The sequence below is a fragment of the Streptomyces sp. NPDC007095 genome, assembly GCF_040634475.1.
Lineage (GTDB): Bacteria > Actinomycetota > Actinomycetes > Streptomycetales > Streptomycetaceae > Streptomyces.
In genome coordinates, this window is the sequence record NZ_JBEYFS010000138.1 from 25891 (window position 1) to 31976 (window position 6086).

The 6086-nt window shown below is 65.9% G+C and carries 6 protein-coding genes; 5 read left to right on the forward strand and 1 reads right to left on the reverse strand.

Features of this window, described 5'->3' with window-relative positions; all coding sequences use genetic code 11:
* Positions 1 to 147 precede the first annotated feature (147 nt).
* Positions 148 to 408: a hypothetical protein gene (locus tag ABZ656_RS36625; protein ID WP_129592096.1), complete on the reverse strand. Its 261-nt coding sequence runs from the start codon at positions 406 to 408 to the stop codon at positions 148 to 150.
* Between the two features lie 286 nt (positions 409 to 694).
* On the opposite strand from ABZ656_RS36625, the gene ABZ656_RS36630 reads away from it, so the two are divergent.
* From ABZ656_RS36630 to ABZ656_RS36650, 5 genes are all read left to right on the forward strand, one after another.
* Positions 695 to 892 (forward strand): hypothetical protein, encoded by a 198-nt coding sequence (locus ABZ656_RS36630; protein WP_360273936.1) that lies wholly within the window; start codon positions 695 to 697, stop codon positions 890 to 892.
* Positions 893 to 1571: 679 nt separating this feature from the next.
* Positions 1572 to 2456: a hypothetical protein gene (locus ABZ656_RS36635; RefSeq protein WP_360273939.1), complete on the forward strand. Its 885-nt coding sequence runs from the start codon at positions 1572 to 1574 to the stop codon at positions 2454 to 2456.
* 489 nt (positions 2457 to 2945) lie between these two features.
* Positions 2946 to 3119, forward strand: coding sequence for a hypothetical protein (locus tag ABZ656_RS36640; protein WP_180362061.1), 174 nt, complete (start codon positions 2946 to 2948; stop codon positions 3117 to 3119).
* A 630-nt stretch (positions 3120 to 3749) separates the two neighbouring features.
* Positions 3750 to 4802, forward strand: coding sequence for a DUF6215 domain-containing protein (locus tag ABZ656_RS36645; RefSeq protein WP_360273942.1), 1053 nt, complete (start codon positions 3750 to 3752; stop codon positions 4800 to 4802).
* 635 nt (positions 4803 to 5437) lie between these two features.
* Positions 5438 to 5710, forward strand: coding sequence for a hypothetical protein (locus ABZ656_RS36650; RefSeq protein ID WP_101400654.1), 273 nt, complete (start codon positions 5438 to 5440; stop codon positions 5708 to 5710).
* The last annotated feature ends 376 nt before the right edge of the window (positions 5711 to 6086 follow it).

The window sequence follows — 6086 nt, forward strand, 5'->3', positions numbered from 1 at the left end:
GACAGACGATGACAGCTAGTCCCGGCGTCCACGCAGGTCACAGGAGCAGCTACAGTGAGCCGCCGCACGTGACAGACTTGGCCCACCACTTCCAGAAGAACTGATCGAGTACCCTGCGAGCCTCCCGCCCGAAGGCGCTGCACCGACCTAATGCCCATCGCTGCCCGGGGTGATGCCGGAGGCGCCCGCGACGAAGGGCTGACAGGCAAGTGCCTTGTCCACGATCTCTGAGGGTGACAGTTCCGGATCCGCGAAAAAGATCAGGTCCGTGATGTGCTCACACCCCAACCCACGCTTCAGCAACTCAAGTTGCCGGTACTCCGTCTCGTCGTCCTCCACGAACTCCAGGTTCGTGATCCTCCCTATGAGGTCTTCCGCTTCCTCACGGCCAAGGTACGTCCGCTTCATAGCCATGCCCCTCTCGCTGGCTCTGTGAAGCGAAAGTACAGCAGCGAAGTGCAGCAACCATCGCGACCCGAGCTGACCGCCGACAGCCCCATGCGACTGTCTGACCAGACGTGGATCGTTGCGCCGCTACGAAACGATGTGCATGTTGATGCGGAAGGAACTCTCGTAGGCTCAACCACGGGCGCCACCCTCCAAGTTCGTCAGCCATGGCGGAGGCTTCTTCCTCGGACCCGGCCAGAAGCTGCGCGTCGCGGAGTGGCTCATCCGCATACAGCTCGCCCTGCCCGTGCGTGACGCGGCACGCGCGTACTACGTCGACCCCACCTGGACCGTGCGGGAGGGTTTGCCCGGCGACGAGAGCGTGCGGGACTGCCTGCGGACCATCAGCTGCCGTATCTCGATGCTGCCCGAACGGTCGTGGGTTTCCCGCCGCCGAAGTCCGAAGATCTATTACGGGAAAGCCCCCGTACTCGGCAATATCTGAATCGAGGGCTTACTCGGCTTTCTTTCACTACGCAACCATCGGTTCGCTTCTTGTCGTGCTTCGGACGGGGCACGTGATGGTGTGCGTAGCCAGAGGTCAGACAGGCCAGCTGGCGCCAGAAGGCCCGGCAACCTCGCCTGGTGAGAGCCTGCGCCAACGGGGGAGACATACCTGGCCTCTGATGCGCCCGGGGCCTCGCGCCCGTTGCGTGCCCGATCCGGAGGGCAGCCACAGGGAATTGCGGGGAATCGCGGCCACGACCCCGTTCGGAACCAGGTCAGAGATTTACCAGGTCAGCCACCAGGCACATACGCGATCTTCCAAACTGGGGCTCTAGCGGTCGCCTGTCGGCATCCTCGCCGCGGTTCGGACACGGCGCGAGCCCCACCGCCGCGCGAACGGCCTGACACGGCCGCCACGGCCGCCACGGCCGTCGCAGCCGCCACAGCCGCCACAGCCGCCACAGCCGCCGAGAGTACCGGCCGACACCCGCGCCCAGCCAGCACGTGCTTCACCTGTCGGGCGCCCCTCAACCATCGCCCTCTCGGGTGGATCAGCACAGTCAATCGGGAGCGAGCGCCCCCGGTGAGGGACCTATGGTCTCGCGGGCGAGGTCTGCGGTCCGCCACAAGGGAGTCGACGGACCGGTGCCTGATGAGGGGCGAGGATGAAAGCTTCAGTGCGCAAGGTTGCCGTGAGCAAGTTGCCGCTGGTCGGCGCAATGTTCTGGGCGACCAAGATCGTGGCCACAACGCTGGGCGAGTCGGCATCGAACTTCGTCACGATGGCGCCATTGAATCTCGGCTACGCCGTCGGCGCGATCATCTTTCTGGTGGCCTTCGCGCTCACCCTGGTGATGCAACTCAAGGCCGACCGCTTCCGCCCGATGGTGTTCTGGTCGGTCATTCTGACCACCAGCATCGTGGGCACCTCGATGTCCGACTACATCAACCGCACCGCTGGGCTCGGTTACGCCGGCGGCTCGATTCTCCTGACCAGCCTGCTGGCGATCGTACTGATCGGGTGGCGGATGACCGGACAGACCATGGATGTGGAGCGGATCGCCACGACGGAGGGCGAGGTCTTGTACTGGACCGCGACGCTGGTGTCCAACACGCTGGGCACCTCCAGTGGTGACTTCCTTTCGGGCGGTCTGGGTCTCGGCTTCCGCGACAGCTCTCTGTTGCTGTGCGGGGCCATGCTCGTGATCCTTGCCGCGCACTATCTGACCCCGGTCTCGGGCACGGTGCTGTTCTGGGCGGCCTACGTGTTGACCCGCCCGCTGGGTGCGGTGGCGGAGAACGCGGTGGAAAAGCCTGTCGCGCAGGGCGGACTCGGAGCAGGAACCACGATCACCTCATCCGCCCTGCTCGCCGTCCTGGCAATTCTGGTGGGCTGGCAGATGCTCACCGACCGCCGACAAACCCACACGGTGGATAACGTCCTCGCATCCGATAGCCAGTATCACCAGCCCGCTGGTCAATCAACAGAAACTTCTGCGGATGACTACGCGGGCAAACCCGCCGACACGCCACGCGCACCAGAAGGAAGGCGACCGGGCTGATCATTCTGAGCTGAGTGGGGGCTGAGGCTGTCAACAGGAGGACTTCAGTCGAGGCGTTGTTCCTCGCCGTCGGGGCCACCCATCCGAGCCGGCTGCGGGGGCTGTACAGCAGCGGGATACCGCAGCCACCGCAACCACCGGTGGCCACCAACGGCTGTCGATGACCGCACGACCAGTGCCCTGGGCCGGGAATGACCACTTCCGCAACTGTTCCGCGGCTGACATCCGCTCCCACCGTCACTGCGAGGACGAGCATCGGCGGCGAGTGTCTAACTGCGTGACGAAGCCGACGGACAACGGCGGACGAGTACGGATGTCTGTAGACCGTCAGCGCAGGTGAGGAGCACACCGGCCCCAAGGCCGAGCACCCGTCCAAGTTGCTTCGGGACGAAGCGGTCGCTCCGTAGGGCGCGGCGCATGGGACACCGCCTGCTCAAGGTTTTGCCCCTGCCTCAAGGGCACTCGGCCAGTGAGCGCGGAGGTACTGAGATGAGTGCCGGAGAGAGAGCCAAGGCAAAGGCCGAACAGGTTGTCGGAAAGACCGTGCGAAAGGCGGCCCACGCGGTGCACAAGGATGCCCTCGCAGCTAAGGGTGCCGCCCTCGAAGCGCGGGGCAAGATGCGGGGCGCGAAAGAGAGGAGCAAGGACTCCTTCAAGTGCTGACAATGTCAGGACATCGAGTCACCGTGGCCGCGTGGCGCTGAACCGTTGACAAGGCAGTGGCCACCTGGAGATCCGTTCTGCCTGGGGGCGCAGCAGAGGAGGTTCGTGTCCTACGCGGTGGACGCCCGACACACCTCCGACACAGTCTGTGTCGGAGGTGTGCTCTGACGAACTCCGTCGCAGGTCAGAGAACCACGCGGGGCGATCGGCGCAATTACTCCGGAGCCGTGTGCGCGGGTTCGAATCCTGCCGGGGGCACAGAAGCCGGACCAGCGCGGTCAACCCGCTGACCAGCCAAAGTGTCAGACATTAAGAGCCGGACCCAGTCCTACTGGGTCCGGCTCTTTGGCATTGTTGCGCACTGATCGCGAGCGAGCAGCGAGTGGGTTTCAGGAACCTAGAGGCCGGTAGCGGACGGCGGGTCACGGGCGTGCGGTGGGTGTCCGAGCTCAGGGCGGTGGAGTGGTCCAGAATATCGGGCGCTTTGGCTCAGCCTGGCACCCACTGTCGTCCCGATAGCCGATCTCGGGAGCGTCGGCTTGGCGTCTCTTGCTTCGGCAGGCCCTGCACGTGCCCGGAACTGTGGCTTCCATCATGGCGAATGTGATCTTGTCCTGGTGAGATCGCCGGATGCTCGGTTTCCTCCTCCGTCTTCTGCCGTTCTGGGTCCGCGAGCCCCTGCTCATCGCGGTCGGGTCTGTTCTCGGCGTACGCATCATGTATCTCGCCGTCCACGATCACGATCGGGTCGCGGCCGGTCTCGGCGTGGTGTTCCTCGTGTTCACCGCAGTACGCGTCTACGCGGTGATCCGGGCCCTGCGCGCACGCCGGAACCCGAGTCCGACAGCCTCCGCAGACGGGGCGGCAGTCGATGCTGCCTCCCAGCCCCAGACCCAGACCCAGGCCCAGCCCCAGGCCCAGCCCCAGACCCAGCCCCAGGCCCAGGTCGGAACCGGGCCGCGTCCCAGGCCGGACACTCCGGAGAAGGAGCACAACGCATGGAGCCAGGCCGTCGCGGCCGTGGCTGTGTTCGGGGCACTCGCGGCCGCGCTGTGGGTGGCCCCACGCTTCATGCCGTCCGACGACAACACCCCGCAGCCCGCCTCGTGTTCGGGCGGCGCACACGAGGAGCTTCCGAAGGCCTACAAGGACACGCCCCAGCCTGTGACCGGTGAAGAGCTGTGCAAGGCGCTCAACCGGCCAGACCTGGCCATGCTCCTTGGAACGCCTGGAGAGACCGCGACCACTGTTTCCAGCACCAACAACACCGCTCCTCTGACTGATGGGAAGGTCGCCCAACCGGAGGCCGAGGTCACGTTCGACACGTACACCGTGAATGTCTCGGCCACTTACAACGAGCTGTCGACCGACCAGTACGTGAAGCTGATGAAGTTCGGGGACGAGAAGGACATCAAGACGCTTACGGTTCTCGGTCGGCCCGCGGTGCTCTCCTCGGATCACACCATGAAGCTCGAGATCAATCTCGGGAGTGGCGGATCCGGCGGACCGGTCGAACAAGGCCCCCTGGCCAGGACGCTGTCCGTGGCCCTGGACCGTCATGACCGAGGCGGCTACTGCGACATCACCGTGTGGAGCACGTCCGGAGCCCTCCCGAACGACAGCGTTCTCCTCAACATCGCCGAGAAGGTTCTTCCGGGGATCCCCGAACGACCTGTCCGATGAGACGCCGAAAAAGTCTCGGGGAAAAGACCGGTCCATTCGCGCTGCCGGCGACGGCATCAGTCTTGTGCAACTTCATTACTGGCTCATAGGAGTTCATTACTGGCTCATAGGAGGCCCGGACGGGGGGTTCTCTTATTGTGGCTCTTCGGCGTAATGGGTTTCGGTTTCAGTCGGTCGGCTACGCGCTTCCTTCTCGGTGAAGAGAGTTCCCCACCCGGCGGGCGACCTCAGCGATCGGAACCCCGGCGTTCAGCCACCGCGTAGTACACGCGTGCCGCAGGTCGTAGGGGTGCCCGGCCAACGGCTTCACGTCGAGGGACCAAGGCGAGACGGCGGTACTGGTCGTGGTCGCACCCGCGGTCGCCGGGCACAGCGTCGGGGCGGCGCCTGGGCCGGCATGTTTGCCCCGCACCGGTGGGACCGCCCGGACGAGCGGAACGAGGCGGTCTGGAGTGTCCCGCCGTCGGGCCGCAGTGCGCGCGACGGCGGGTTGTTCTAGCGTCGAACAGAGGAGGGGCAGTCCTGCCGAGCCGACGGGTGGGGGCCCGAGGCCACGCTCGTACGCCGGGCGCGTCCGCTGCTCGGCGCCTTGAATCCGCGAATCCCCGACCAGCCCCGGAGAGCAGGTGCCTCCCATGCACACGGCGGCCCGCATCACCGGTGTCCTCACCGGTTTGACCCTCACAATCGGCGGCGTGGCCTTCGCCGCCCCCGCCGCCCACGCGGACATCCCGGCCTGCACGAACATGGTCAGACAATCAGGCGTCGAAGTCTCAGACGCCGTCACAATGGCGTGTACCCAAGGTGTGCACGGTGACCTGCGGGGCTGTGTGAGCGCCCTGACCCAGGTCGGCACGCCGGGCGGCGCCGCGAACGGTGCCTGCCGACTGGCGGCCAACCCCCCGTGACGGCCGCTGCCGGCATACGCCACCGCGGGCGTCCCCGGCGAGGTAGATCTTCGTTGCCAGTCCGCCGCAGGACCGGCCGCCGCTCACCGCACCGGGGCAGGACTCTTTCGGGACACTCGCCGGGGATCAGCAGAAAGCAGGGGCTGACCAGGGCGGATGCCGATGTGAGAGAGCGGGAGTCAGACTTGCCGGCTCCCGCTCTTTCTTGTTGTGTCTCGCTGTTCGCGACACACCTCCGGCACACCCTTCGGGCGGACGTACGTACGAAGCGCCCCTGTGACCTAGGCCCTGTCGTCAAATTCCCGCCTGCCCCGCGACGCCATGCACGCACTCTCGCCGCACCGGGCCCAGACCCGAGTACATCCAGTACGAGGGT

Coding starts and splice junctions, on each gene's coding strand:
- ABZ656_RS36650 (WP_101400654.1), top strand. CDS start 5,438: ATGCACACGGCGGCCCGCATCACCGGTGTCCTCACCGGTTTGACCCTC.
- ABZ656_RS36625 (WP_129592096.1), bottom strand. CDS start 408: ATGAAGCGGACGTACCTTGGCCGTGAGGAAGCGGAAGACCTCATAGGG.
- ABZ656_RS36640 (WP_180362061.1), top strand. CDS start 2,946: ATGAGTGCCGGAGAGAGAGCCAAGGCAAAGGCCGAACAGGTTGTCGGA.
- ABZ656_RS36645 (WP_360273942.1), top strand. CDS start 3,750: ATGCTCGGTTTCCTCCTCCGTCTTCTGCCGTTCTGGGTCCGCGAGCCC.